A 25,602-nucleotide genomic window follows, 5' to 3' on the forward strand; every position below is an offset into this window, starting at 1 on the left:
TCTAACCCTCCCTGACAATATTTACACTTAGATTATACTATGCGATCATCTTTCTCTTGGTGAACCAATGAATAACAAAAAGTAAATACTTTGTTCGGTTTTTATCAATTGAAAAATTCCTCAGGTCTTTACGCTGTTTATTTTGCCTCGCGAGTCTACTGAGACCAAAATCAGCACCCACTGTAAAATCACTCATTTGTGAGCATTCAATTATAAATTGAATTGTTACGGGCAATGTTGTATAAGTAGAGAAAGAAGCTGCTGTCTGTACAAATTAAAAGCATGGGGTGTTACCATGAAATTGACTCTATTGCCTGCAACACGCGCTGGAAAATGGTCTTCAGGCTTGTTTCTTGCCTTCATATTGACTGCGATTACAGTAATCGTACTATCGTCAGAACAGCAAAGAAGTGATGGTGCACCCGATATGTTAGGTGGCATGGTACTTGGAATTTCGATTCTGGTCATGTACCTAACATCTATCCTTGCTTCTATTGCTGGATTAATCGCTGTCATAAGGATGAAGGAAAACTCGATTCTTGTTTCCATCTCCATCCCGTTCGGTCTGATTTTTCTGGGAGGAATGCTGACATTCCTTATCGCATTTATAGCCATGAAGCAGTGGTAGGAGTTTTAAGTTTTCATTCCCTGCATAGCAAAGCCTGGCTCCTCTGAAACAGAGAAGCCAGGCTTTGCTATAAATATTGATTTTCAAGTTTCCTTTTAGTTGCATGTCATTATTGACAGTGTCGCCTTTAGCTCCAGTTATACTTTATGTTGTCCCAGATCATCTTTCCGGCCTTTGCAAGGCTTACAAGTCCGTAGACGCTGTTTGGAAGCTCTGAACTCATTATTGTGAATACGAAGTCACCCTTTTGGAGTTCAATCAGTGTAGTGTCATTTTCTACTCCGTCCATGTCTCCTGGCTTTGAAGCGATCCTTGACTTAAGAGGCTCCTCGATGTAGAAGGCGGTCTTCGTCTTCTTGTGCTGCTTCTTCAGTATGTCTATGAGAAGCTGCGAATTGTCATCATTGATATAGCTTCGGTTCTTGAGGTGCTTCCAGCACATTGACAGGTCGTAGCTGGTTGTCAGGTTGATAACTGATCCCGGCATATCGTTCATCATGGTGTTCTTCAAGCCCATTCCCTGGATGTATGAATTGATGTTGCCATATCCGAGTAGGGACACCAGCTTCTGAGTCGCAGTATTGTCCGAGTCCATGAGCATGACTGTTATCAGCTCTCTTATGGAATACTCCCTTTCAAGGAACTCCTTGAGTATGCCAGATCCTTCGACCTTGTCCTTCTCGGTCACCATGACCATCTGGTCAAGTGAAAGCTTTCCTGTCTCGATCTCCTTCATTACGACCATTGCTACGGGAAGCTTCATGCAGCCTGCAGAGGTCATCTTGACATGTTCGTTGTAACCGAAAATGTAGCCGGATTTCAAGTCCTCAAAATAGAAACTGTATTTTCCAAGCCTGTCTTCAAGATATCTTTTAATTTCTTTCATACTATTTCAGCTCCATCATTATTTTGAATCATTTACATTCTATCACATAAGGGAATATTTATTAAGTGCCTAGGCATATTCTGCAATTCTAGAATGATACAACCTTGAACGCAGCAAGAAGCACAAGGATTATCGAAAGTGCTATCCTGTATACTGCAAAAACCCTCATCGGCCTCTTTTTCACAAAGTTCACGAAGCCCTTAACGCATACAAGAGCTACGATGAATGCCACAACGAATCCAAGCCCGAAGGATACAAGCTCTGTTGAATCAAGGCTTCCAAGTCCGAACTCCATCTGGAACTTGACAAGCTTAAGGAGCGATGCTCCAAGCATGATTGGAATCGCAAGGAAGAATGAGAATTCTGCAGCAACGGAGGATGACAGTCCTGATATCCAGCCGCCCATAATTGTCGATGAGGATCTGGACATTCCAGGCCACATTGCAAGGCATTGGAACAGTCCTACCTTGAGAGCCTGCATTGGTGTTATGTCCTCCACATTGTGGGTCTTCGCCTTTCGCCTGAACCTGTTCTCAACGACTATGAGGAGTACAGCTCCTACAAAGAGCCCGATGATTACAGGTATTGGCTTGAACAGATACTTGTCGATGGTGTCCTCAAAAAGCACCCCCAGGATTCCTGCAGGAATCACTCCAATTATAAGTGCTTTAGTAAACGCTATGCCGCTCCTCTCGCCTCTTAAGAGCGATATCAGCAGTCCCATAAGCTTATTGAAGTACAGTACGACTATGGCTAGGATCGCGCCCAGCTGTATGACCACATTGAACATCTTCGTGAACTCGGTCTCAGGGAATCCAATCAGGTCTCCCACAATTATCATGTGTCCTGTTGATGATACGGGGAGAAATTCTGTTATACCTTCAACTATTGCTATTACCACTGCTTTGAATATGAAATATATATCCATAAATACCTCCGGAATTTCGCTCCTTACATTATAATCCTGCGAATGGTCCATGTAAACCGATGTAAGCAGTCAATCATGCCTATTTTAACCTATTTTCCAGATGGTTCTTCAATAATGTCAATGTATCCCGTTCATAATCTGTCGTATCTTGGTGATATTGCTGTGCCAATTTACTTTACAGCCTGTTCATATTTCATCAATTAATTTAATAATGGCAACGTGGATATTTTGATATAATAAGCGTATAAAATAATATTTTGCCAAATCGCTATAATTATAGGAGGTTCATCATGGAAAGCCTTATAAACTGGGGACTCCTTCAGAAGATGGGTCCGGCCTCGAATCCTGGCATAGCAGGTCATGATGCTGAATCAACCGAGAATATGGCAAAGCTTGCATCCTCGTTCGACCAGCTGGCAGGCTTTGGTACGCAATACACCACTAACCAGTGCAACTCCCTTCCCCTTTCCACTGCTGACTCTGTACTTATTGTCGGCTGCGGTTCAGGAAGACTCGCGCTTCCCATAGCCAAACGCGTCAAAAAGCTGACAGCCTTCGATGCCTCTGAAAGGATGCTCGCAGTCTGCAAGGACAATGCAAGGAAAGCCGAACAAGACAACATAATCTTCAGACGTCTTGACTGGTCCCTGCCTGAGCCCGGAAAGCCAGGTGAAAAGTTCGATGTAGTCATAACCACCAGGTCCGTTGGCCTTGAAGACATAAAGAGGCTCAACATACTTTCGAAGAAATACGTGTTTGTCATCTATCCTTACGACTATCCCAGCCTTAAGGATATCCAGCACGAGATGCTGCTTGATGTGAGAGGACGGATATCCAGGAAGGAAGAGGCGAAAAGCCAGAGGATTTATGGCTACAATACCATATTCAACATGCTTTACGACCTGGGCCTTGACCCGGTCATGAGCCTCCTGAACGATGGCTTCGAAAGGATATACCTGACTCGGGAAGATGCATATCAGGACCTCAGGAAGATTGCCCTCATGTCCCTCACAGACTATGACAATCCGCTTCTCGACGAGGATGAGGATAAGGTATTCAAGACAAACCTTGAGCCTTATTTCACACTTGAGGAAGACGGCAAGATAAAATTCTTCAGGGAGTCAAAGACAATGGTCATAGGCTGGAAGGCAAAGGAAATCTGATCTTTTGTGAAAGCTTCATATATCATACAAGGCCCCGAAAATTCGGGGCCTTGTTTCTTATTCACTGATTGGGCCAGCCATCCTTATCGCTTCGTCAGCATCAGGGAACCTTTTGAAGTTCTCCCTGAACCTTTCAGCAAGCATCTGGGAGGTCCTGTCGTAATCCTTTGCGTCCTTCCATAGCCTTCTCGGATGGAGGAGCTCCTTTGGAACCCCATCCACTGCAGTCGGAATATCAAGGTTGAAGACATGGTCCTTCTCATATTCTACATTCTTAAGTCTTCCTTCAATTGCTGCTTCCACCATGAGCCTTGTGTATTTCAGTGGAACCCTGTTTCCAGTCCCGTACGCTCCTCCGGTCCATCCTGTGTTTATCAGGTAGACATCTGTCTCATGGGCTTCTATCTTCTCACCGAGAAGCCTTGCATATTCCTCTATCCTCCTAGGCATGAACGGTTCCCCGAACAGCGCTGAGAACGTTGTTTCAGGATTCACTATTCCACGCTCAGTTCCAGCAAGCTTTGAAGTGTAGCCTGACATGAAATGGTACATGGCACCTTCCTTGGATAGCCTGGAGATTGGAGGGAGAACGCCGAAAGCATCCGCTGTAAGGAACAGTATTGTCTTGGGTATTGAACCTGTTCCTGAAGCTGAAGCATTCTCTATGTATCCTATCGGATATGTGCACCTTGTATTCTCTGTAAGTGACGCATCAGTGTAATCAGGCTCACCATTCTTGTTTACAACTACATTCTCAAGAAGTGACCCGAACCTTATGGCCTGGTAGATCTCCTTTTCCTTGTCCTTGTCCAGATTTATTGTCTTGGCATAGCAGCCGCCTTCGAAGTTGAAGACACCGTCATCAGCCCAGCCATGCTCGTCGTCCCCTATAAGTATCCTTTTCGAGTCTGCAGAGAGTGTAGTCTTTCCTGTTCCGGAAAGCCCGAAGAAAAGTGCAGTGTTCCCGCTTTCATCGGTATTTGCCGAACAGTGCATCGGAAGTATTCCGTCACCAGGCATCAGGAAATTCATGACGCTGAATACAGATTTCTTGATTTCGCCAAGATAGCAGGTTCCGCAGATCAGCACGAGCCTTTCCTTGAAGCTTATAAGGATTCCTGCCTCTGAATTCAAGCCATCCTCTTTTCCCGAAAGAAGCAGGCTTGGAACTGCAACCACAGTAAAATCAGGCTTTCCTTCACGCTCCTTGTCATTTATGAATATCTGGGTGGCAAAAAGCGCCTGTGCCGCATTCTCACAGAGCACGTCTATCTTCAGTGTTTCCTTGTCTGAAGCTCCTGCCCTGGACTTTACAAGGAACATGTCCCTGTCCTTGATATGTTCCAGTACCTTTCCCCTGACCCTTGCGAATACTTCCTCCGAAACCGGAAGGTTCGTCTTCCCGAATGCGACCGTATCCCTTGTAGTTTCATCCATCACGATGAACCTGTCCTTAGGCGACCTTCCCGTATATTTCCCCGTTATGACAAGAAGCGCTCCCTGTTCAGTGAGCTTTCCTTCCCTTCGTCTTACTGCATCATTGATGAGCCTTGACACCGACCTGTTTACCTTCAGCCTGCCTTCGCCTATTGCTGAATATATATCTTCATTTCCCAAAATAATCCCCCCTGATTTGATTCACCATTTTCTGATTCAATTGTCATATAGGCGCTCACCAATTGCAAGATAAATTTCATAAATTTGCGGTGTGAATGTCATTTTTCGTTTATCCTGCATTTATCTGACAATATTAATAAAAAGTTCAGAGAAAATATGCCTTTTTGGCTTGTTTTGCAGGGAGCAAAAAAGTCCCTTCATGTTTTTAGACAAAAATAAGCCGTTCTGCAAAAATTCAGAACGGCAAGATTGATGATTTGTCATTAATGACATGTCTATATTTTATAATCGTCAAAGATTCTAGAATGCAATCTTAAGAATCTCCAGAACATCTTCCTTACCCAGCTTCTTGAGCGTACCAAGGCTTCCCTTCATAACTGCATTCTCCGCCATAGGCTCCAGCATGTCCTCTGTGAAACCTCTTTCCCTTAGAGTTACAGGTGCTCCGATGCTTCTGAAGAATTCCTTCAGGGCTTCGATTGCCTTCAGGGCCATATCCTCAGCTGAGGACTTATCTATTCCGAGTACCTTTTCACCGAACCTTGCGAACTTTTCCGGATCCTCCCTGTATACATGCTTCATCCAGGCAGGAAAGACGATCGCAAGCCCTTCGCCATGCGCAATATCTGTAAATGCTGAAAGGGAATGCTCTATCCCATGGGATGCCCAGTCTCCTGCCCTTCCGAGACCGTTCAGCCCATTAAGCGCAAGAGTAGCTGCCCAGGCCAGCTCAGCCCTGGCATCGTAATCCGACGGATCATCGAGCAGTATCCTGACGCTGTCTATAGTAGTCCTCATTATCCCTTCACTTAGCTCATCCTGCATCCTGGTCGAAGGCGTCCCACCGAAGTATGCCTCGAAGACATGTGCCAGTGTGTCACATGCACCATTTACCGTCTGATTTCTGGGAAGTGTCGCCTGAACTGATGGATCGACTATCGATAACCTTGGATAGAAGGCCCTTGAGCCAAGCCCCCACTTCTTCTTCTCTTCCTCGTTCATGATCACTGAGTTATGGTTCATCTCTGAACCCGTTGCGGATATCGTAAGCACGCCGTATATGGGCAGAGCTCTGGTAACCTTAGCCTTGCCTTCATACAAATCCCACACGTCCCCATCATAGAAGTATCCCGCGGCGCAGGCTTTGGCCGTATCGAAAACCGAGCCCCCTCCTACAGGAACAATTCCATCTACCTTCTCCTTCTTCATCAGTTCAACCGCTTCCCTTACCTTGGTAAGCACTGGATTTGGTTTGACTCCGCCAAGCTCGATGAAATCTATGCCGTTTTCCCTCAGGGATTTTGTTACCTTGTCGTAAGTCCCGTTGGCGAATATTGATCCCTTACCGTATAGGAGAAGCACCTTTTTGTCTCCGTATCCCGCAATGTATTTCCCGATATTTTCCACTGTGCCCCTGCCGAACACAAGTCTCGTCGGATTGTTATAGTCAAAGTTCTTCATACCCGTCCTCCCTTATGATATCTATGAAGCTTTTTATAACTCTCGCCGTGAACCCCCATATGACATGTCCCTGGTACTTGTAGAAGTACTGTGTGGAGATTCCTTTTGAGAATTTGTACTGTCTTCCGTTCTGTATCAGGTCATATGGGAAATCATCCCCAATCTCCGGACTTACATCCATGTCATAACGCATTGGCTCAGTCTCCATGAAGAATTCCAGTGGAACCTTCAAAACAGAATCAACCTCGAAAGGACTATAGAAAAATTCCGTAACCTTTGTCCTCGCCACGAAGGGATACATTATCTGGCCATACGGGCTTATGAAGAAGTCCATAGGACCTATCACATCTATCTCATCATCTGTCAGCCCCAGCTCTTCTCTGGTCTCCCTTATGGCAGCCTCTCTCGGAGTCTCCCCAGGGTCTATGCCGCCGCCTGGCAGGCAGATGTCGCCTGGCTGCTTTATAAGGGTTAGTGCCCTTTTTTCAAGCACCAGCTTGTCTATACCATCCTCTTCTACCACAATTATCATTACCGCTGATTTCCTGAACTTGCCAATTGCTTCAGGTACCCTGTCCCTGAAAATCTCCAAGGGTCTCATAATCTCACCTTCCAATCATCATAAGTAGATTATATCAATATCAGAGAGATGGTGCACTTTAGTCTTATGAACACAGTGTTAAGTTTTGGTGCATGGTTTGTCACTCTTTTTCTTCAATAAATCCGATTCAGATGGTATTATATAATAAACAGATATATATACATTCAAGGGGGTCTCATGGGAACTAAACTTAAAAGGCTCACAGCCTCATTTCTATTGGTCCTGATGCTCATTCCTGCGATGGTCGCAAAGGCTTCAATGCCGGACATCAACGGTTCTTCAGCAATCACCTTCGATGTTCAGACCGGTGAAATCATATTCTCCAAGAACATCGATGAAACCATGTATCCTGCATCCATAACAAAGCTTATGACAGCTCTAATTCTCTCAGAGCATTATTCGAACAAGAAGTTCGACTACATGAAATACCCGAGGGAAGCAAGGCTCGAAGTACCGTACTCAATGTATTTCAACCTCAAGCCGATTGCGAACAACGAAGAGATTTCTGCAGACGAGCTGATGCACGCATTGCTTCTGGGCTCCGCAAATGATGCTGCTACAACAATAGCGATAAACATCGGAGAAACTGTGGAAGGCTTTGCTGACCTCATGAACAAGAAGGCTTCGGAGCTTGGTATGAAGAGCACTCACTTCGCCAATGCCACAGGACTTCATGACGAGGACCACTATTCAACCGCTTACGACATCATGCTGCTTCTGACAGCTGCGTACAAGGACCCATGGATCAGCGAAGTGGCAACCCTCGACACCTATGTCCTGAAGACCAAGACCCAGACTCTTGGTACCGTCATAAGCAAGAACAAGAATATCGGACTTTCCGGCAACGTCTTCGGAAAGACCGGCTACACGGAAGAAGCAGGCAGGTGCCTTGCAGCAGTCTATGTCATTGACGGCAGGACCATCGGAACAGTTGATTTGAAGTCAAAAAACGATCCAGGCAACACCTTAGTGTTTACAGACACGAGCAGCCTGGCTGAGGCATCCGCTGCGGAAGAAAAGTCAGTGAAGATTGCCCAGGGTCAGGAAGTGACAAAAATGAACCTTGAATACAGGATGTTCAGGTGGATCGGTCCCGTGAAGACACTTGAGGTTCCTGTAGTCGCCAAGGAGAGCCTCACCTATTACGCGAACGAGCTGAATGAGAAGGAAGCGCTGCAGGATGTGGCTCTTATGGACCTTGACCCGTTCAGTGTAGATGCAGGCACTACAGTCGGTACTGTAAGCCTCATACACAGGACCGGAAGACAAAACGTAGACCTTCTTTCGACAATGGATGTAAGCTCCGTGATACTTAAGGAAAACCTTGTAATCTATATAGTACTTGGTCTTGCACTTCTCCTGATATTCCTGTTCCTGCTCCTTGTAGTAATCGGCAGCATCAGAAGACGCAAAAGGGCTAAACAGAGAAGACTCGACGGCAGAAGGTCAAGGGCTGGAAGAAGCACAAGGTCAGGCAGGTACTAAAGAGCAATCTTTAAAAGCAGTCTATATTCAGCAATAAAAAAGTTTCCGCAACATTTCAGATGTTGCGGAAACTTTTTTATTCTTGGTTATCTGCTGCTGACCTAAGTAATCTTCAGACAACTGTTGCCCTTAGCCTGGTTATCATATTCAGCCTTTATTCTTATTGTCAGAGCCCTTTACAATTCCAGGAATCTCAAGCAGGCTGTCCACAAGAAAATCCGGAGAGACTGACTTGAGTATGTCGAGACTAATCTTCGAATATCTGACTGCAACTGTTGAAGCATTGGCGTTCTTGCCGCAGAGGATGTCGTAGGTTGAATCCCCTACCATCATCGTAGTGGACGGGTCCTCTATTCCGAGAAGCTCGCAGGCCTTGAGCAGAGGTCCTGCCTTGGGCTTATGCTCTTCAGTGTCCTCTGGTGTGACGATGACATCGAAGTACTTGGCAAGGTCAAACAGGTCTATGCCCTTCATTGCGACATTTCTTCTTTTCGAGGTTATTATTCCAAGATACAGGCCCATCTCCTTGAGCTCCCTGAGTGCTTCGATTGTCCCATGGAATGGCTCCACCATACTGTCGTGGTGCTTCCAGTTGAACTCCCTGTAGGTCTCAAGCAGCGGTTCCACATCATCAGAGTATTTTGACATGGAATAATGAAGCGGTTCCCCGAAAAATGTCAGGATCGTCTCATCAGGTACTGTTATGTTCAGCCGTTCCCTGAATGCATGCCTGAAGGATTGTAGTATCAGCTCATTGGTGTCAAGGACCGTGCCGTCCAGGTCAAAGAATACTGCCTTTATCATATATAATCTCCCAAAATTTCAATTTGCATAGTTTTCTTTAGCGTACTTTGCTTTCCACTCATTATATTACAACAATTAATCCCTGTAAAATCTCTTCTCCACATGATATAGTACCTTTAGACGGAAAAAACGAAAATACTAATTGAAGAGTGAGGAAATATCAGATGAAGAACCTGCCAATGATCGACATCATAGTACTGTTTGGAATCATAACCCTTATCTACACGGGAAACCGCACGCTAGGCAACATACTGCTCGTAGGATATATGGCTTTCACCATATGGAAGAACCTTCCCATGTTCTACGCCGTATCAGGAAGCAAGGCCTACAACAGAGGTGACATGGATAAAGCTCTCCGCTTGTTCAAGAAGGCTTCTGAAAGCAGAAACACAAAGCCGAACATAGTCTCAAGCTATGGCTTCCTGCTGCTCAGGAATGGCAACATGGAGGAAGCGGAACACTACCTGGTAAAGGCTTCGGAAGAGGTTGACAGGGATCCCCGCCTCAAGCAGAGCACGATACTTAACCTTGCCATACTCAGGTGGAAACAGGGAAGATTCGACGAAGCCATCGAAATGGTGGAAAAGTCCAAGGAAGAATTCAAGAATACAGGAGTATACCAGATACTCGGATATCTCCTGATGTCAAAGGGCGACCTTGAGAAGTCCCTGGCACTGAATACAGAAGCACATGAATTCAACAAGAGCGATGCGGTAATAGCTGACAATCTTGCAGAAACCTACTATTTCCTTGGAGAGCGTGATAAGGCTGAGGCTATATATGAGGAAATCTCAGACACAGCAAAGTTCCCTGAAGCACTCTACTACTATGGACTGATCCTCTGGGACAAGGGTAAATGGCATAAGGCAGATGAAATGTTTGAAAGGGCCACAAAGCTCAAGGCTTCCTTCCTCTCAAACATTACAGATTCTGCAATCGCAGAAAAGTACGAGGAATTCAAGGCTGATGCTGCAGCCAAAGGCATTGACCTGGCATCTGCTTCGGAAGAAACAGAATACTTGGGTATAGAAGAAAAAGCGGAAGAATCCGAAGAAATCGCTGAGGGATTCATCGAATCTGAAGAAATTATTGAGGCTTCTGAAGAAATTGCTGAGGATAATGAAGTTGTTACTGAGGATAATGAAGAACCCAGGAACGAAGAATAATTGCATAGAGAATAAAGAAGATGAAAAAAGTCCGGAATCGGACTTTTTTCATCTTCAAATATTTTCCATCTGACTTATCTGACCTGCCTTGTTTACCTTACTCACATTGCTTCACCAGGCATCAGCCTTATCAGCACAACCTCAGGCCTGTTCATTAGCTTGGGGTAAACCCTAGTATTTCCAAGACCGGAAGTGATGCATAGAGCTGAACCAAAGTAGTGGAATATACCTTTGTCGTATTTGGGAAAGAGCGCCTTGTCAGGTGATAGCAGTCCGCCTGCGAAAGGGATCCTGATTACTCCTCCGTGTATATGGCCGGACAATATGAGGTCATACCCGGCATTCGCAGCAGCTTCAAACCTGGTGGGTCTGTGGATCAGGGCGATGTTAAGCGCTCCATCCCTCTTTGGTCCCAGTACTCCTTCAAGCTTCAGGTGTTTGTCCCTTGAATCCTTCATCCCGTGGAAGCATATGGGCAATCCTTCAAGACAGTATGAGCTGCCGTTCAGGATCGCTGTACCATACCGCTCAAGATTTTTTGAAAAACTGTCCCAGTTCGCCTTATCACTTAACCATATGCTCCTGTTCTCATGGTTTCCGGAAACATACAGCCTGGGATATTTCCCTTTTAGGTTCATAAGAAGTTCAGTCAGTGCGCTGCCGTCATCCCTGGTTCCGTTGACCATATCACCTGTCATGCAAAGCACATCAGGGTTACATGAGTCTATGAGCTTTGCTAGCCTTATGTTACTGTTCCCGAACCGCTTGCCGTGAAGGTCAGATATGTGCGCTATCCTAAAGCCGGCAAGTTCAGCGGGAAGGTCTCTAATGGCAATGGTCCTTTCCACAAGCTTGATCGCTTCATGCTCAATTAGCTGATGGACTGCCAATCCTAATGTGCAGGCAATAAATGTTAGTTTTTTCATATGTCAGTTTGTCCTCTCATGGTTATTAGGCTGAAGGGTTTATCCTTACCGTTTAACCCCTTTGACAATATTCTAGTTTATAGCTGTTTTAAATGGTTCAAATTTGCCGGTATCTTAATTTCAGTGTGTCTCAATTTGAATTCAGAAAAAATTATCAGTCTTGCAAGCCCAAAATCCGATTAAGTGCTATCATGTTCCTTAAGACTTGCCTGAAGGAGGAACTAATGGGAATTGAGAATGTGAAGGAATATTTCAGAAGGTACGATATCGAGGACAGGATAATGGAGTTCCCTGTCTCGACAGCGACTGTACAGGCAGCGGCTGAAGCTCTGGGAACCGAGCCTCAGCGCATTGCCAAGACAGTGGCGCTTAAGGGCTCCGATGACGGGTGCATCCTGCTTGTTACTGCAGGCGACACTAAAATTGACAGTGCAAAGTTCAAGAAGGCATTCCTTACAAAGGCAAAGATGCTGTCGCCAGAGGATGCTCTGTTGTTTACAACCCACCCCGTAGGAGGCGTCTGCCCGTTCGGTATCGAGGACAAGAGAGTCGGAGTGTTCCTTGATGAATCCCTGAAGAGATTCGATGTAGTATATCCCGCCTGCGGCAGCTCCAATTCAGCTATTGGACTTAAGATTCCAGAGCTTGAAACATACTCCAGAAGCAAAGGCTGGGTGGATGTCTGCAGACTGCCTGAAATCTAGAATATCATGAAACGGATCCAGTTTTGGCCTTAAGCCGAAACTGGATCCGTTTATTCCTACAAAGCCTTCGCGATGGCTATGTTCGCTATGTTTGTTATATTGCTCTTTATGTCCATTTCGAATATTGTCTCTGCATTCTCCACGTATGACTTGGAGATATCCAGGGTCGCTGCTGTTATGAACTTCATCTGGTTTGGTGTGGCCGCCCTTACAAGCTCTGAAACCTCTTCAAGGCTCTTCATGTACTTGGAGTCGGAGGTCTTCTCAACCACCTTCTCAAGAGCGGATCTTGTCCTCTCCTTGATAAGGTTCTTGCCCTCGGCAAGTGAATATGCGATGTTAAGCAGCATGTAGTTCCTCTCCGTTATCAGCGAAGAATCCTTCTGCAGCGATTCCATTGCATATCTGAATGCCTTTGAAATGTTGTTCAGATAGAATGAAGTGGTCTCGCTTCCGACAGTGAATGCCAGAAGACTCCTTAGCGTCGTTTCAAGGATTACAGAGTCATCTTCCTCTCCAAGGTCGAGGAAAGACCCGTCAGCCTGCTGGTTCTTCGCCAGCACCCTAAGCAGGTTGTCCCTGTCGTACTTTATGGCATTCTTGGCTTCCTTTGCAGTAAGTCCGGTTTCTGCCATCTTTTCCCTTATGTTGACTTCGAAGCTGTATGCTGCTTCATCAAGGAAGTAGCCCTTAGCCATGCTCTTCATCGTGTTCTCCGACATCTCTATCGGTACCATCCTGTGGAGTCCGATACCGAGAACAGGATCCTCGATCTTCTCAAGCATGATGAAGGATGTTTCACTGGACATGATGGAGTATTCCTTGGAGATGCAGAGAATCTCTTCCCTGATTTTCTCAGCCTCATGGCCCCTATGGGTTCTTTCCCTCTCTATGAGGGACTCTATCCTCTTCCTTGCCCAGACCTTGTCGATCAGCTTGGAATTTTCCTCGATTTCCAGCTTATCCAGGTCAATGGTCATCGTATAATCTTCTCCGTCGACCTCACCCTTCAGCGTAACCTTTCCTTCGATATACCCGTTGACCTTGGCAAATACAGTGAACGGCTCCCTGTCGTAAAGGTAGCTGATCGTTCCGGGATAGGTCTTCTCAACCTGCATTTCGCCCCAGTCTATTGAGGTTACATCAAATTGTGGATTGTATATCCTGTTTATCTGTCTAAGTATGATGTCATCGATTCTCTCGCCTTCGTCAATGAATTCGGGCTTGCCGTATCCAAGCTCTGCAAGCTTGTTTATGAAGAAAGAATTAACTTCAGTATCCATTCCGAACGGGAATATCATGCTGTTTCCGATATTTGACCTCACATAGTCCAGGATTTCGTCCTCGTTCTCGACAATGTCGTCAGTAAAGAGGAATATTACAGATGCTTCATCCTCCTCGGACTCCCTGAGAGATTCCTTCAGCGCATCAAACATTGCCGATCCGCCCCTTTTCGTCTGCAGGGCTTCTATCCACTCTGTAGCTGCGAGCAGGTTTTCCTTGGAATACCTGACCTTGCCGTGAGGAGAAAACTTATAAAGCTCTGAGTTGAAGGCCATGATGTTGAATGTGTCTCCATCTTCAAGGCTTCTTAGTGCGATGATAATTGAGTTCTTCGCCTCTTCAAGCTTGAATCCGTTCATCGACGTAGATATGTCCAGAAGGAAGTCATAGTTGGTATCCTTGATTTCCTTGACTTCCGGAAGCCTCGGAGTAAGTCTCAGCATGAGTATGGCTTTTTCCTGCTCATCCTCGTAGTAGCTGTACCCCATTCCTGAGGCGCTGAGCGGCTTCAGTTCCTTGAGGTTCAGTATGAAATCATGGTCAAGGTTCTGGTCATTGCTGGCCGTTACCTTGGAAAGGGTGTCATCCTCTCTCTCGACCTTTATCTTATGGCTTGGAGATTTGATATCCAGCTTTCCGAAGGATTCGATGAGAAGGCTCAGGTAGAATTCAGTCTCTCCTTCCTCATCTGCCTCTCCATCGTTGTAGACAGGGTCAACAACCCTCGGTATCATGAGCTTCAGCGTGTTATCCTCATAGATTAGCTGATCCATGTAGGTTATCCTGATGACTACCTTCTCATTCGGAAGGATGTTTCCTATCCTTATCGTGAAATAGTCATCTCCGCTCTGTTCAAGAGTGATGGAGTTTATTCCTCCCTGGTGAGCTTCCTCCTGAATCTTAAGGACCTCTTCCCTTGACTCTACCTCCGCCTTGAGGTTCCTTCCGCCAAGCTCCACCTCGAAGCCTGTCAGAATTGAGGTTGTAGGGACCGGGAAGCTGTATGTTCCTTCGATGTTCTCTCCTGTGGTGTTTCTGAAATACTGGGAGATCGTGTATTCCACATATTCTCCGCATATGTTGCCCGAAACATTCAATTTGTTGAGCTTGACCTGGCTGGTCTTGTCCTTGCTTGAAAGTCCGTACTTCTTCATGATTATCCTCCTAAAAGGTTCTATAGTTTACATTATAAACGAAAATGGCCGCTCTGGCACCTTTACATGCTGAAATAACCATTTTCATAAGCCATTCCATGGCATCGGCTGCCTGTTTCCTTCGACTTCCTCTTATTTCCTGAAGTCCTGGCCTGTTTGCCAAAATGCGGACGCACCTTTAAAGGCGCCCCCGCATTTATCATCAGTTTATCTTCTTTTTCTTCTCAGACAGGTTTATCACGTTTGACCTGTGCTCATGCTCGAGTATATGCTTTTCACAATACTCGAAATGACCTTCACACTTGGAGCAATACCTGAAGTCCATATCAGGATCATCCTTCTCAGTCACGCCGCATATGGTGCATTTATGCATGGATGCGGTCTTCTGCCTAGTATATGAGTCAAGGTCCTTCCTCATCTTTGAGGTCCTTACGTTCCTTTTGGACTTCCTCAGATACTCCGGACCGAAGAAGAGAAGGAAATTAAGTATCGACAAGACTATGGCAACCTTCAGCGCAATGCTTGGAACTGCTACTATCTGGTACAATAGGTAAAGCATCTGGAACGCAGCCAGGTACTTCATCTTTACCGGGAGAACGAACATGACGTATACTGTGTTCTCAGGGAAAAATGCCGCATAGGCCAGGAACAGTGACAGGTTGACGTAATAAATGGTTGTGAATCCCAGTATCATGCCGCCTATGGCTGTGAACAGCACTCCGAGGAAGTAGTATGTGTTGAACCTGTTGGTGCCCCATACCATCTCCAGCACATTACCTATCCAGTAATAGAAGATCAGCGATATTATTGTAAAGAATCCCGAGCCCTCAGGTACGAACACGAAGGTCAGAAGCCTCCATACCTGTCCTGATAGGACCAGGTCCCTGTCGAGGTACATCATCTGAGTCAGTCTGCCCGACATGGGCAGGTCAAGGAAGAATACCGCACCTGTCAGGATGACTATGTATTTCATCAGTCCCCTTACAGCGAAACGGCTCACAAATTTTTCTATCTTTCTCAATATATCCATATATTCCACATCCATAAAATATTTCTGGCCGATACTGCAGAATTAAGCATTTCTTAAAGGTTTTATCTGCAAATAATAACAGTGCATGCTTATACTAAGCTTAATGTGCGATTCGGCTCATATTAATAATACCATAAGAGAGCTCAGTTTCGATGTTCACTACCCATTTTTTTGACCATCTGATATAATCATAGGGAAATGGAATTTTTCGGAGGATAAATATGCGATATATCAAAAAGGCCGTATGGTTCATAACGGCTGTTTTTTCAAGGATACTGCCCTTCATCATATTCATGCTGATCCATGCGTTCGGCGAGGTCTATACCTTCAGCTGGGACCCCATAGCGCTGCTCGAGCCTAAGAACATCCCTGTGATGTACGGTCCGTTCCTGTACCTGTATGCTGCCCTGGGACTTCTGATAGTCCTCCTGTTCTTCATGAAGCTGCCTGTGATAGCACGCTCGGTAATACTCGGCGTAATAGGTGCGCAGTACTTCATGTTCATGAGGATATGGGACAACTACATCAACGAGGCAGGAAAAGCCGAGCCCTATAAGACCTTCTACATGATCATCATGTTCTCGGTCATTGCAGGCTTCATACTGCAGGTGACCTGGAGATCCTCAACCGCCTTTCTCAAGAGGCTATGGTACAAGCAGACCATAAAGGACAGGAAGGTAAAGAGATAGCAGGCACCCTGAAAAACAGGACCTGCAGTTTAACTTCAATATCGTGATATTTCAAAGGGCTGCCATTTGGCAGCCCTTTTCACGCAATAATATCAACCGGCATCTCAACTATCATTGTAGTGCCAATACCCTGCTCGCTTTCTGCTGTCAGGGTCCCCTTATGTGTCTCGACTATCCATTTTGCAATGGAAAGGCCGAGTCCGGAGCCTGCCTTGTCCTTTGTCCTTGCCTTGTCAGCCACGTAGAACCTTTCGAATATCTTCGCAAGATCCTCTTTAGGGATACCCTCTCCCCTGTCAATGACCTTCATGACGTAACTGGGTCCCTTCAATTCAGCTGTGAGTGTTATGACCGAGCCTGCTTCAGTGAACTTCACGCTGTTGTCGACGAAGATCCTTACCAGCTGCTTTATCATCTTGCGGTCCGCTACTATTTCAAAGGATTCAGCCTCGACGACAATATCCCTTCCCTTGAGATTGAAGTCACCTTCCTTGTCCACTTCAAGGAGCATATCCCTGAGGTTGAATCTCGCAGGGCTTAAGTTCAGCTTCCTGTTCTCACCCTTGGCGATGAACAAAAGATTCTCGACGAGCAGTGCCATATTCTCGCATTCCGCCTTTATGGCATCTATCGATTCATCAAGTATCTCCCTGTCATCCTTGCCCCAGCGCCTGAGCATGTCAGTATAGCCCTTTATTACTGTAAGCGGAGTCCTCAGCTCGTGTGATGCGTCAGAAACGAATTTCGCCTGGTTGGAATAAGCATCATCAAGCCTGTCCAGTAGTCCGTTGAATGTCTCTCCAAGGTCCCTGATCTCATCCTTCGCCTCCGGCAGTATGACTCTGTCATGCATGTTGGAAGGTCCGATTGCAGCCGCAGATTTCGTCATCTTTATGATGGGGGCGAAGCTCTGCCTTGACATATATATGCCCACCACATAGCTGACAACAACCCCCATGAGGGATGCGATTATAAGTGTGACAAGATTGACTGTATTAAGGAACCTGTATACGTTAAGGTCCTTTACGACCACTACGCTATATGTGACTTCACCTCTCGTGAGGGACTTTTCGCTGCTTGAAAGGCTTGTGGTTTCCCTTCCAGGCCTTCTAAGCACCAGCTTTCCATCCTCATTTCCGATTAGTGTGTCCTCAATTGAGTAGACGCTGCCTTTGGCTGATGTGACTGAAGCGTAGTACGGGGGAATCACTCCAAGGCTGCGTATGTCCTCCGGAGATACCTCATCCCTCTGGCTAAGCATAGTGATCATGGATGATGACAGGTTCGACACCTCTGTTGAAGATGCGACCCTGTTGTAGATCTGGGTGCTTGCATAAACCGCGAAGTTTATGATGAGAAGTATTGACGTGAATATCAGGGCGTAATTCCAGGTTATTCTGGTTGAAAGCTTCAGCCTGTTTGGATCGAGCTTCCCCATCATCTTAGGGTATACCCTGCTCCCCTGACAGTCTGGATGAGCTTTTCCTCATAATCATCGTCGATCTTGGCCCTCAGGAACCTTATGTACACGTCTACCACATTTGTCTCGCCTTCAAAGTCGAAGCCCCATACTGTATTGAGGATCTTCTCTCTCGTAAGCACTATTCCCTGGTTCTCCAGGAGATAGGACAGAAGGTCAAATTCCTTCTTGGTGAGTTCCTTCCTGTCACTTCCCCTTGTCACCTCATAGGTCTCCTTGTTAAGTGTCAGGTCCTTGTATGAGAGGACCTTCTCAAGGCTCTTGTCGTTCTTCTTCCTAAACAGCGCCCTTAGCCTTGCAAGCAGCTCCTCCATCTCGAAGGGCTTGGTCATATACTCATCAGCTCCTATGTCGAAGCCCTTGACCTTGTCCTCCAGTCCGTCCCTTGCTGTGATCATGATTATCGGTATGTCGGTGAAAGCCCTGGCTCTCTTTGTGACCTCTATACCGTCAATAACCGGTATCATAAGGTCAAGGAGACATACGTCATATTCCTTGCTCATGAGCTTCATGAGGGCACTCTGCCCGTCAGAGACTATGTCCACGGTATAGCCCTCATGCGTCAGCTCAAGCTCCATGAACCTTGCCAGCTTTCTCTCATCCTCGACTATCAGTATCTTCTTCATGTCTTCCCTCCGATTGTTCTATTTTCTGAAGAGCTCAAGGTATTCTCCATAGCCCTCTTCTTCCAGCTTGTCCAGCGGTATGAAATGTATGGCGGCCGAATTTATGCAGTATCTGAGTCCGCCCTTGTCCCTGGGTCCGTCATTGAACACATGCCCGAGATGGCTGTCAGAGACCTTTGACCTTACCTCGACCCTGTGCATCCCGAAGGACCAGTCTGCCTTCTCATCAACCACAGTCCTGATTATGGGCTTTGTGAAGCTCGGCCATCCGCAGCCGGAATCAAACTTATCGAGACTCGTAAACAGGGGTTCTCCCGTATAAAGGTCAACATATATCCCGGGTTCCTTCTTGTCGTGGTATTCATTGGCAAATGCCCTTTCTGTGGCGCCTTTATGTGTAACTTCCTTCTGAAGCTTTGTAAGCTCCTGCTCCACTTCCTTCTTGTCCCTCAGCCTGTAGTCCCTTCTTTTCATGGTTAAGCCTCCTTCCTTGATTCCTCCCTCAATTATACATCATGCCTAACATTTTATCTTCGCATCTGATTGAAATGACATCACAGTTTTTCTGCATTATGCCTTTTTTCTATACCAGATGAAAAGGGCAGGACCCGGAAGCCAGAGCTTCGGTGTCCTGCCTGTTATCATGCTGTTTCCTTGTCCTCGAACTGGCTGTTGTAAAGGCTGTGGTAGAAGCCCTTCTTTTCCATCAGCTCCTCATGGTTACCTATTTCAACTATGTCTCCATGGTCCATTACGAGGATCAGATCCGCATTCCTTATGGTTGAAAGCCTGTGAGCTATGATAAATGACGTCCTGCCCTTCATCAGCCTTTCCATTGCTTCCTGTATGAGCCTTTCTGTCCTGGTATCAACTGAGCTGGTCGCCTCGTCAAGGATCAGGATCCTTGGATCCTTCAGCACTGCCCTGGCGATTGTCAGGAGTTGCTTCTGCCCTGAGCTTATGTTCGAGGCTTCCTCATTGATCTCCATGGAATAGGTACCCGGCAGTGTCTTTACGAAATGATGCACGTGTGCTTCCTTCGCTGCGCAGATTACCTCTTCGTCGGTCGCGTCAGGACTTCCGTACCTTATGTTCTCCATTATGGACCCTGAGAACAGCCATGTATCCTGAAGTACCATTCCAAAGCTCTTCCTGAGCTCTGACCTCTTCATGTCTCTGATGTCCACTCCGTCGATCAGTATCCTTCCGCTCGTTATCTCATAGAACCTCATGAGAAGCTTGACCACTGTGGTCTTTCCGGCTCCTGTAGGTCCTACTATCGCAATCCTCTGACCCGGTCTTGCCTTTGCAGAGAAATCGTTTATTATTGTCCTGTCCTCGGTATATCCGAAATGGACGTTCTCAAATTCCACTTCACCGGTTACCTCTTCAAGCGACACGGTTTCCTCAGCCTCTTCCTCCATCTCGGGCTGCTCGAGGAACTCGAATACCCTTTCAGATGCTGCAACAGTAGACTGGAATATGTTGGAAATCTGAGCCACCTGGTTTATCGGCTGGGTGAAGTTCCTGACATATTGTATGAAAGAAAGTATGTCACCTACCTCAATCGCCTTGATTCCAGCAAGATAGCCTCCGAGTATCGAAACTGCCACATACCCGAGGTTGCCCACAAAGCCCATGAGAGGCATCAGAAGTCCGGAGAGCAGCTGAGCCTTGAAAGATACATCCTTCAGCTCATCATTGATGACATCGAACGCCTCGATGGCCTTTTCCTCTCCGTTGAAGGCCTTCATAATAAGGTGCCCTCCGTAAACCTCCTCAACGTGGCCGTTGAGGTTTCCAATGAGCTTTGCCTGCCTCTTGAAATACACCTGACTCTTCTTGAGTACAGTCATGACTATCCCAAGCGACAGAGGAAGGATCAGTATTGCAGCTACTGTCATGGTAACGCTGATCGAAAGCATCATTACCAGAACACCAACTAAAGTGGTAAGTGACGATATCATCTGCGACATTGACTGGTTAAGCGTCTGAGACAGAGTATCAACATCGTTTGTGACCCTTGAGAGTATCTCTCCATGTGTCCTTGTGTCATAAAATTTCAAGGGAAGCCTGTTGATCTTTTCGGATATTTCCTTCCTCAGGCTGTATGAAACCTTCTGCGATACCCCTGAGACTATGAATCCCTGGATTATCATTAGTGCCGAGCTTGCTATGTATAGACCTGCAAGGAACAGTACTGTCCTTAGGATCGAATCAAAGTCGATGCCTCCGGTACCTGATACCTTCGCGACCAGTCCCTGGTATAGCTTAGTAGTGGCTTTTCCCAGTATCTTAGGTCCGGCTATTGAGAAAACCGCGCTTCCTGCTGCGAAGATTATGACAAGCACGAGCTTAAGCTTGTATGGTGAAAGATACTCAAGGAGCTTCTTCATGGTACCCTTGAAATCCTTTGGCTTCTCAATTATCCTTCCCATTCCCATGGGACCGCCCGGTCCCGGACCTGGCCTTTGTGCCTGCGCAGTAGAATTTTTATTTTCACTCATGCCAGTTCCTCCTTCGAAAGCTGGGATTCTGCGATCTCCCTGTAGACGGTGCAGGTATCCATCAGCTCCCTGTGCTTTCCGATTCCGACTATCTCGCCTTCATCAAGGACGATTATCCTGTCGGCATTCATGATCGTCGATATCCTTTGGGCAACTATCAGCAGCGTGCTTGAAGACAGCTCATTTTTCAGCGCTTTCCTTAGCTCCCTTTCCGTCCTGTAGTCAAGGGCTGAGAAAGAATCATCGAATATGAATATCTCGGGCTCCTTTGCAAGAGCCCTGCCTATTGAAAGCCTCTGCTTCTGACCGCCGGATACATTTGTTCCACCCTGGCTTATTCCTGAATCATAGGTATCTTCCTTCTCAAGGATGAATTCCTCGCTTCTTGATATCCTCGCTACCTTCTGAAGGGCTTCCTCACTGAGTCCGCTTGTCCCATACTCAAGGTTGCTCCTGATGGTTCCCGAGAAAAGGATACCCTTTTGAGGTACGTATCCTATCTTCTCCCTGAGGCTCTTCATAGACACCTTCCTGACATCAGTGCCATCTATAAGCACGCTGCCTGATGTGACGTCGTAGAACCTTGGAATAAGGTTTATTAGTGTTGATTTTCCCGATCCTGTAGACCCGATGAATGCAGTTACCTCTCCTGGCATTGCCTTGAAGGAGATGTTTCTGAGAACATCCTCCTCAGCGCCATGGTACCTGAAATAGACATCCCTGAATTCAACCTGTCCCCTAAGCTCATCATTGAACTTCTGAGGCTCTTTAGGATCAACGATCGAGGAGTCCTTCTCGATTACCTCCATTACCCTGTCTGCAGATACTGCAGCCCTTGGCAGCATGATGGACACCATCGAAAGCATGAGGAACGACATTATGATCTGCATTGCATACTGCATGAATGCCATCATGTCTCCGACCCTTATGTTCCCCAGGTCGATTTCCTTCGCTCCAACCCATATTATAAGGAGCATGACTCCGTTCATGATAAGCATCATGATAGGCATCATTCCGCTCATTGCCCTGCTGACGAACAGATTTACCTTTGTCAGCTCTCTGTTTGTATCATCGAACTTCTTCTCCTCAAGTGCTTCGGTATTGAACGCCCTGATTATGAGCATACCCACCAGTGACTCCCTCATTACCTTGTTAACCTTGTCAACCAGAAGCTGTACCTTCTTGAACCTCGGCATAGCCACTGCGAACAATGAACCCACAAGTACCATGATTGAAATAACGCCCAGAAGTATTATCCACGCCATGGACATGTTGGTTCCAAGCGCCTTGATTATTCCGCCTATTCCAAGAATCGGGGAATATATTACCATCCTCAGCATCATTACCATAATGTTCTGTACCTGCGATATGTCATTCGTTGTCCTGGTAATGAGCGATGCTGTTGAAAAGCTGTCGAACTCAGTGTTGGAGAAGGTAGTTACCTTCGTGAACACCTTATCCCTCAGGACACTTCCAAGTGCTGAGGCTGTCCTTGCTGACAGATATGTCACGCATACTGCTGCGAACATGCTTAAGAAGGCTATCAGAACCATCAGTAGACCAGTCTTCAGTATATACGATGACCTTATAGAATCGAGGTCCGAACCAAGGGCTTCATACTCCCCCCTGACATACGCAAGAGCGCCCTGCTTTGTCATTTCGGATGGCATAACTGACAGCTGGGCATCGAAATTGCCGACAAGGGTCCTTACCTGCTCATCTGTCATCATCTTAAGTGCCCCGAATATGTCAGCTCCTATAGGAATACCAATAGGCATCGGGCTGCTTTCCCCTGACTTGTAGTTTTCAAGGGCGTAAAGAACAGGCAGCCTTTTCTCAAGCATGGACTCAAGCTCCTTAAGAGAAGCTTCATCCTGGCCTGTAAGGATATAGGCACTGCTTCTGGCAAGCGCCGGATATTCGTCTACATAGTCATTTCCAGTAGTATTGTCCATCAGGGTATAATTCTTCAGAAACAGCTTTTCCTCTGAATCATCAAGGATAAGCTTGAACTTCTCATATTCCTCAGCCCTCATGGCCTTGATCAGAGCAGTCTCGATTCCTCCCTGCTGGATCCCTACGTTAACTATCCTTGACATATAGTCAGGAAGAGACAGCTCTCCGAATGCCTGGAGGAACAGAAGTACGACTATAAGTGCGATGTGGATATAGTGGGATTTAAGATATTTGAATATCCTTATCATATTCTCACCCTTTCATAAAATCATAAAAAACTGCGGAATGATCCGCAGTTAAGTTTTCGGGAGCAGTCTCCCACAGCTATTTAATGTTATTACAGTAATCTTAAAAATATAATAAGCGTGAGCTTACAAATATCTCATGACTAAATATCAGAAAACTCAGTTCTGAACCTTTCAATATGCTCCTCATATTCCTTGTAGTCATGTGCCTTCTTCTCATCCAGGGCATATACGCCTCTATCCACCCTGATGAACCATCCGTAAAAGTTGTCCCGAAGAAGTCCTGTTTTTATTCCTAAAGCCTTCAGATCCTTAGGTGCCGCAGTACCATTCTTCCTGAGGTACGCCACAGCCTTAAGTGACTCCTCCCTGTAGGCTGTAAGAAGCTTCTTTTTCGAAGAACCTCCTGTATTTGCGCTGATGGTCCTTCGTCCAAACTCCTTGAGAAGAGCAGCCCTCTTCTTCAACATGGTCCGCCTTGCCTTATCAAGCTCGTAAAAGGTCGGTTCAAGTACCTCGGTTGCTTCTCCTGCTTCGACATCCACGTAGAGCAATCCAAGCTCAAGCCGTCTCAGGAGATAAAGCATGCTGTTAAAAGCCCTGTCCTTCCTTATCCTTTTCGGCTTGGGAACTGCGATGTACACCAGGTCGCATACCTTCTGCCTCATCGCTCCCTGTATCAGAAGGTCAGATGAGAAGTTCCTCTTCAGCTCTATTCCAACAAGGAGCCCTTCCCTGACTGCACAGACATCCATGTCCTTCACTTCAGCCCGGACAGTGAATCCTCTTTCCTCGAAATATTTCCTTACACCCTCATAGATATCCGTTTCCTTCAAATGATCACCGCCAAAATTCTAAAGTATCCTAATCAGATGATACACCAGAATCCCTATTTTTCATATCTTCCAAGAAGCTTCAAAGCAAGTGACGAGGTCTTTTTTCTCGGACAAAGTGCTACCCTATTTGCAAAAGCCAAAATCTCCGCTTTCATGGATGAATCATGAAAGTACTCCATGAAGCTTTGAAGTGCTGCACCCATGGCAACAAGCCTGCATTCCTCCGATACCTCTCCCTTATAGTAATATGTACTGTTTTCAACAGACAGGAGAGCTTCTGTCACGACAGGCTCAAGGTCAGGTCTAGCCTTCACAACCTTCCAGGCATTTCCTGCCATGTTAGCTGAGTCAACCACATGTCCGCTGTCAAGGAGAGCAAGCCAGGTGTCCAGATACCTGTCGATCTTCCTTTCTGCATCAGCAGCAGCAAGTCCTGAAACCGTAAGTATCGCACCCCACCTGAGGAAGCTGTTGTCAGAGACCAGAAGGGATGCAATCTCGTCAAAATAAGCATATGCAAGGTCAGGCTCCTTCTCAGCGAGCCTTCTGAGGGCCTTGTCGCATTTGAACCTGACAGCACCCTTACCATTTACCATTATCCCTACCATATCAGACAATGCAGCGGGGTCTCCGGATATAAGCTTCAAAAGCTCATCCTCAGTCAAATCCTTCACTTTCTTCTCATCCAGTGCCAAAAAATCACCTCCGAAGTCGCATAAAAGGCCTGGTATAAACCAGGCCCAGAAGCTTATTTGAACAAACCGAGCAAACTTCCAAGATTTCCAAGAAGACCGCCGCTGCTGTCGCCATCAGAGTCAAGAAGCTGTCCGACTACATCCATTATTCCTCCGCCTGATCCTGAAGACTTCTTCGACAATTGTCCAGTAATCATAGATGTCAGGTCAGAGATGCCTGAAGTATCGAGATTATCTTCCTTCTTCTTTTTTGCCATCGCTCCGATGACAAGAGGTGCAAGCATTGAAAGTAAGCTCATGACCGTAGACGAGTCAAGCCCGGATTTTGCTGCAAGTGCTGATGTAACGTTCTCCTTCTTGCCTGCAAGAATATGGTCCAGCATCTTTGATCCGTCTTCCTTGTTTACATTTGTGAGGAATCCCGAAAGGTCAGTCACGTCATCCTCACTATGGTCATCAAGAGCTTTGCTTAATGCACTAGCCCCTTCAGGAGTGCTCGCGTTTCTCTTGAGAGCTTCAAGTATTGCAGGTATTCCAAGTTCAGCAATTTCTTCAGCCTTATCCGCTCCTATATCCTCCTTCTGTCCAAGCTGCTGCAGAAGGCCTGATCCTCCCATTCCTGATGTCAGCATTTCAAGTAAGTCCATTTAAAACCCTCCTATATCCTTTTTCTTAAGTCTATCACCTTAAGACACTGTATTTCCATAAATCCTGCAATGGTTTACAGAATG

At 46.2% G+C, this 25,602-nt stretch carries 23 protein-coding genes; 6 read left to right on the plus strand and 17 right to left on the minus strand.

The features are described 5' to 3' along the window. Nucleotides 1-295: 295 nt before the first annotated feature. Nucleotides 296-628: a hypothetical protein gene (locus J2Z34_RS04055; RefSeq protein WP_209458589.1), complete on the plus strand. Its 333-nt coding sequence runs from the start codon at nt 296-298 to the stop codon at nt 626-628. A gap of 127 nt (nt 629-755) precedes the next feature. Here J2Z34_RS04055 and J2Z34_RS04060 read toward each other — a convergent pair whose 3' ends face one another. Next, nucleotides 756-1,514, minus strand: a complete 759-nt coding sequence (locus tag J2Z34_RS04060; protein ID WP_209458590.1) for a serine hydrolase — start codon at nt 1,512-1,514, stop codon at nt 756-758. Between the two features lie 88 nt (nt 1,515-1,602). Continuing rightward, nucleotides 1,603-2,436, minus strand: coding sequence for an undecaprenyl-diphosphate phosphatase (locus J2Z34_RS04065; RefSeq protein WP_342453099.1), 834 nt, complete (start codon nt 2,434-2,436; stop codon nt 1,603-1,605). Nucleotides 2,437-2,732: 296 nt separating this feature from the next. Between J2Z34_RS04065 and J2Z34_RS04070 the strand changes: the two genes are divergently transcribed. After that, a complete protein-coding gene (locus J2Z34_RS04070; RefSeq protein WP_209458592.1) occupies nt 2,733-3,605 on the plus strand; it encodes a class I SAM-dependent methyltransferase in 873 nt (290 codons plus the stop codon). A 57-nt stretch (nt 3,606-3,662) separates the two neighbouring features. Here the strand turns inward: J2Z34_RS04070 and pckA are convergent, their stop codons facing one another. From pckA to J2Z34_RS04085, 3 genes are all read right to left on the minus strand, one after another. Further along, nucleotides 3,663-5,222: a phosphoenolpyruvate carboxykinase (ATP) gene (gene pckA / locus J2Z34_RS04075; RefSeq protein ID WP_245250505.1), complete on the minus strand. Its 1,560-nt coding sequence runs from the start codon at nt 5,220-5,222 to the stop codon at nt 3,663-3,665. Nucleotides 5,223-5,522: 300 nt separating this feature from the next. Continuing rightward, nucleotides 5,523-6,683 carry an iron-containing alcohol dehydrogenase gene (locus J2Z34_RS04080; protein WP_209458593.1) on the minus strand — a complete coding sequence of 387 codons (1,161 nt, stop codon included), beginning with the start codon at nt 6,681-6,683 and terminating at the stop codon, nt 5,523-5,525. Beyond that, a complete protein-coding gene (locus tag J2Z34_RS04085) occupies nt 6,670-7,215 on the minus strand; it encodes an NUDIX hydrolase (RefSeq protein WP_425348037.1) in 546 nt (181 codons plus the stop codon). Before J2Z34_RS04085 ends, J2Z34_RS04080 begins: the two co-directional genes overlap by 14 nt. Before the next feature lie 246 nt (nt 7,216-7,461). On the opposite strand from J2Z34_RS04085, the gene J2Z34_RS04090 reads away from it, so the two are divergent. Continuing rightward, nucleotides 7,462-8,769 (plus strand): D-alanyl-D-alanine carboxypeptidase family protein, encoded by a 1,308-nt coding sequence (locus J2Z34_RS04090; RefSeq protein WP_209458595.1) that lies wholly within the window; start codon nt 7,462-7,464, stop codon nt 8,767-8,769. Nucleotides 8,770-8,916: 147 nt separating this feature from the next. On the opposite strand, the gene ppaX is transcribed toward J2Z34_RS04090, so the two are convergent. Beyond that, nucleotides 8,917-9,573 carry a pyrophosphatase PpaX gene (ppaX, locus tag J2Z34_RS04095; RefSeq protein ID WP_209458596.1) on the minus strand — a complete coding sequence of 219 codons (657 nt, stop codon included), beginning with the start codon at nt 9,571-9,573 and terminating at the stop codon, nt 8,917-8,919. Between the two features lie 164 nt (nt 9,574-9,737). Between ppaX and J2Z34_RS04100 the strand changes: the two genes are divergently transcribed. Further along, entirely contained in the window at nt 9,738-10,739 is a 1,002-nt protein-coding gene (locus tag J2Z34_RS04100) for a tetratricopeptide repeat protein (RefSeq protein WP_209458597.1), read from the plus strand. Between the two features lie 101 nt (nt 10,740-10,840). Here J2Z34_RS04100 and J2Z34_RS04105 read toward each other — a convergent pair whose 3' ends face one another. Next, on the minus strand, nt 10,841-11,665 hold the full coding sequence (locus tag J2Z34_RS04105; RefSeq protein ID WP_209458598.1) for a metallophosphoesterase: 825 nt from the start codon (nt 11,663-11,665) through the stop codon (nt 10,841-10,843). Between the two features lie 224 nt (nt 11,666-11,889). Between J2Z34_RS04105 and J2Z34_RS04110 the strand changes: the two genes are divergently transcribed. Beyond that, complete coding sequence (locus tag J2Z34_RS04110; RefSeq protein WP_209458599.1) at nt 11,890-12,369, plus strand: YbaK/EbsC family protein; 480 nt, start codon at nt 11,890-11,892, stop codon at nt 12,367-12,369. Between the two features lie 56 nt (nt 12,370-12,425). Here J2Z34_RS04110 and J2Z34_RS04115 read toward each other — a convergent pair whose 3' ends face one another. Both J2Z34_RS04115 and J2Z34_RS04120 read right to left on the minus strand, forming a co-directional pair. Further along, a complete protein-coding gene (locus tag J2Z34_RS04115; RefSeq protein WP_209458600.1) occupies nt 12,426-14,807 on the minus strand; it encodes a VIT and vWA domain-containing protein in 2,382 nt (793 codons plus the stop codon). A 202-nt stretch (nt 14,808-15,009) separates the two neighbouring features. Then, on the minus strand, nt 15,010-15,837 hold the full coding sequence (locus tag J2Z34_RS04120; RefSeq protein WP_209458601.1) for a rhomboid family intramembrane serine protease: 828 nt from the start codon (nt 15,835-15,837) through the stop codon (nt 15,010-15,012). A gap of 221 nt (nt 15,838-16,058) precedes the next feature. On the opposite strand from J2Z34_RS04120, the gene J2Z34_RS04125 reads away from it, so the two are divergent. Then, nucleotides 16,059-16,526, plus strand: coding sequence for a hypothetical protein (locus J2Z34_RS04125; protein ID WP_209458602.1), 468 nt, complete (start codon nt 16,059-16,061; stop codon nt 16,524-16,526). Between the two features lie 79 nt (nt 16,527-16,605). On the opposite strand, the gene J2Z34_RS04130 is transcribed toward J2Z34_RS04125, so the two are convergent. The 8 genes from J2Z34_RS04130 to J2Z34_RS04165 form a co-directional block, all read right to left on the minus strand. Next, entirely contained in the window at nt 16,606-17,967 is a 1,362-nt protein-coding gene (locus tag J2Z34_RS04130) for a HAMP domain-containing sensor histidine kinase (RefSeq protein ID WP_209458603.1), read from the minus strand. Further along, entirely contained in the window at nt 17,964-18,632 is a 669-nt protein-coding gene (locus J2Z34_RS04135) for a response regulator transcription factor (RefSeq protein WP_209458604.1), read from the minus strand. The genes J2Z34_RS04130 and J2Z34_RS04135 overlap by 4 nt, the downstream gene beginning before the upstream one ends. Nucleotides 18,633-18,650: 18 nt before the next feature. Next, nucleotides 18,651-19,106: a peptide-methionine (R)-S-oxide reductase MsrB gene (msrB, locus tag J2Z34_RS04140; RefSeq protein ID WP_209458605.1), complete on the minus strand. Its 456-nt coding sequence runs from the start codon at nt 19,104-19,106 to the stop codon at nt 18,651-18,653. 167 nt (nt 19,107-19,273) lie between these two features. After that, nucleotides 19,274-21,139 (minus strand): ABC transporter ATP-binding protein, encoded by a 1,866-nt coding sequence (locus tag J2Z34_RS04145; RefSeq protein WP_209458606.1) that lies wholly within the window; start codon nt 21,137-21,139, stop codon nt 19,274-19,276. After that, nucleotides 21,136-23,343: an ABC transporter ATP-binding protein gene (locus J2Z34_RS04150; protein WP_209458607.1), complete on the minus strand. Its 2,208-nt coding sequence runs from the start codon at nt 23,341-23,343 to the stop codon at nt 21,136-21,138. The genes J2Z34_RS04145 and J2Z34_RS04150 overlap by 4 nt, the downstream gene beginning before the upstream one ends. Before the next feature lie 140 nt (nt 23,344-23,483). Beyond that, on the minus strand, nt 23,484-24,176 hold the full coding sequence (locus tag J2Z34_RS04155; RefSeq protein ID WP_209458608.1) for a DUF2161 family putative PD-(D/E)XK-type phosphodiesterase: 693 nt from the start codon (nt 24,174-24,176) through the stop codon (nt 23,484-23,486). Nucleotides 24,177-24,229: 53 nt separating this feature from the next. Continuing rightward, entirely contained in the window at nt 24,230-24,871 is a 642-nt protein-coding gene (locus J2Z34_RS04160; protein WP_209458609.1) for a hypothetical protein, read from the minus strand. Nucleotides 24,872-24,924: 53 nt separating this feature from the next. Next, nucleotides 24,925-25,518, minus strand: a complete 594-nt coding sequence (locus tag J2Z34_RS04165) for a DUF937 domain-containing protein (RefSeq protein ID WP_209458610.1) — start codon at nt 25,516-25,518, stop codon at nt 24,925-24,927. Nucleotides 25,519-25,602 lie beyond the last annotated feature (84 nt).

This window comes from Youngiibacter multivorans, from assembly GCF_017873395.1.
Taxonomy (GTDB): Bacteria; Bacillota; Clostridia; order Clostridiales; family Clostridiaceae; genus Youngiibacter; species Youngiibacter multivorans.

What these genes read in the sequence shown, in the direction of transcription:
- J2Z34_RS04100 (WP_209458597.1), top strand. Translation starts at nt 9,738, where the DNA reads ATGAAGAACCTGCCAATGATCGACATCATAGTACTGTTTGGAATCATA.
- J2Z34_RS04060 (WP_209458590.1), bottom strand. Translation starts at nt 1,514, where the DNA reads ATGAAAGAAATTAAAAGATATCTTGAAGACAGGCTTGGAAAATACAGT.
- J2Z34_RS04125 (WP_209458602.1), top strand. Translation starts at nt 16,059, where the DNA reads ATGCGATATATCAAAAAGGCCGTATGGTTCATAACGGCTGTTTTTTCA.
- J2Z34_RS04070 (WP_209458592.1), top strand. Translation starts at nt 2,733, where the DNA reads ATGGAAAGCCTTATAAACTGGGGACTCCTTCAGAAGATGGGTCCGGCC.
- J2Z34_RS04120 (WP_209458601.1), bottom strand. Translation starts at nt 15,837, where the DNA reads ATGGATATATTGAGAAAGATAGAAAAATTTGTGAGCCGTTTCGCTGTA.
- J2Z34_RS04110 (WP_209458599.1), top strand. Translation starts at nt 11,890, where the DNA reads ATGGGAATTGAGAATGTGAAGGAATATTTCAGAAGGTACGATATCGAG.
- J2Z34_RS04135 (WP_209458604.1), bottom strand. Translation starts at nt 18,632, where the DNA reads ATGAAGAAGATACTGATAGTCGAGGATGAGAGAAAGCTGGCAAGGTTC.
- J2Z34_RS04165 (WP_209458610.1), bottom strand. Translation starts at nt 25,518, where the DNA reads ATGGACTTACTTGAAATGCTGACATCAGGAATGGGAGGATCAGGCCTT.
- J2Z34_RS04115 (WP_209458600.1), bottom strand. Translation starts at nt 14,807, where the DNA reads ATGAAGAAGTACGGACTTTCAAGCAAGGACAAGACCAGCCAGGTCAAG.
- J2Z34_RS04150 (WP_209458607.1), bottom strand. Translation starts at nt 23,343, where the DNA reads ATGATAAGGATATTCAAATATCTTAAATCCCACTATATCCACATCGCA.
- J2Z34_RS04090 (WP_209458595.1), top strand. Translation starts at nt 7,462, where the DNA reads ATGGGAACTAAACTTAAAAGGCTCACAGCCTCATTTCTATTGGTCCTG.
- J2Z34_RS04130 (WP_209458603.1), bottom strand. Translation starts at nt 17,967, where the DNA reads ATGATGGGGAAGCTCGATCCAAACAGGCTGAAGCTTTCAACCAGAATA.
- J2Z34_RS04145 (WP_209458606.1), bottom strand. Translation starts at nt 21,139, where the DNA reads ATGAGTGAAAATAAAAATTCTACTGCGCAGGCACAAAGGCCAGGTCCG.
- J2Z34_RS04085 (WP_425348037.1), bottom strand. Translation starts at nt 7,215, where the DNA reads ATGATAATTGTGGTAGAAGAGGATGGTATAGACAAGCTGGTGCTTGAA.
- J2Z34_RS04105 (WP_209458598.1), bottom strand. Translation starts at nt 11,665, where the DNA reads ATGAAAAAACTAACATTTATTGCCTGCACATTAGGATTGGCAGTCCAT.
- J2Z34_RS04080 (WP_209458593.1), bottom strand. Translation starts at nt 6,683, where the DNA reads ATGAAGAACTTTGACTATAACAATCCGACGAGACTTGTGTTCGGCAGG.
- ppaX (WP_209458596.1), bottom strand. Translation starts at nt 9,573, where the DNA reads ATGATAAAGGCAGTATTCTTTGACCTGGACGGCACGGTCCTTGACACC.
- msrB (WP_209458605.1), bottom strand. Translation starts at nt 19,106, where the DNA reads ATGAAAAGAAGGGACTACAGGCTGAGGGACAAGAAGGAAGTGGAGCAG.
- J2Z34_RS04055 (WP_209458589.1), top strand. Translation starts at nt 296, where the DNA reads ATGAAATTGACTCTATTGCCTGCAACACGCGCTGGAAAATGGTCTTCA.